Source organism: Tolypothrix sp. VBCCA 56010, from assembly GCF_050875635.1.
Lineage (GTDB): Bacteria > Cyanobacteriota > Cyanobacteriia > Cyanobacteriales > Nostocaceae > Hassallia.
In genome coordinates, this window is the sequence record NZ_JBPAOH010000411.1 from 1 (window position 1) to 622 (window position 622).

Genomic DNA, 622 nt, shown 5'->3' on the forward strand with positions numbered 1-622 from the left:
ACCGAGAAACGCTATATTATAAAATCTAATGCAGAGTTTCACAGAAACTTCTGACAATAAGTTGTTTGCAAAGCTAAACCAAAAATCGCAGCGGACATAGGTTTCAACCTGTATTCACATTTCTAAATAATGCCTAACCCCAAGGGGAACCCAGATAATTTACAGCCTCATAAGTACACTACTGACAGGTTAGAGGCACTAACAGAGAAAATTACTGTCAGGGTTAGCCCTTCTATGAATGCCAGACTAAAAGCGTTAGATGATTATGCGGAATTCGTGAGACAAGCTATAGCTAAGGCATTAGACGAACTAGAAAAAGATGACTAATCGTTTGTGTATGAAGATGCGCTTAATTTACTGAAGTTTAGACTAAGCAACAAAAGGTAGCTTTTCTTGCAAGTGCTTGCGATCGCGATCGTCAGCCCAAAAACGTCGGCTGAAACCCTGATTCTTTTATTAACCTACAAAAGTTTTCGGTCTACTGAAATTGGGATTCAAGCTGACCAATGATATCCAGCTAACCGCTCTATAAAACTTATACAATCTTGGACAAAGCGCCAAGATGAGGTTTATTTCCTGTTTCAATCGGTCCCCCAGGCAGATCCCGTCCACAGGCTTCCAC

General features: G+C 40.7%; 1 protein-coding gene. It reads left to right on the forward strand.

What is annotated here, in order from left to right; all coding sequences use genetic code 11:
- Window positions 1-129: 129 nt before the first annotated feature.
- On the forward strand, window positions 130-327 hold the full coding sequence (locus AABK37_RS41775; protein WP_432557240.1) for a hypothetical protein: 198 nt from the start codon (window positions 130-132) through the stop codon (window positions 325-327).
- The last annotated feature ends 295 nt before the right edge of the window (window positions 328-622 follow it).

Excerpts from the sequence above, each read along its gene's own strand:
- AABK37_RS41775 (WP_432557240.1), top strand. The coding sequence starts at position 130 with ATGCCTAACCCCAAGGGGAACCCAGATAATTTACAGCCTCATAAGTAC.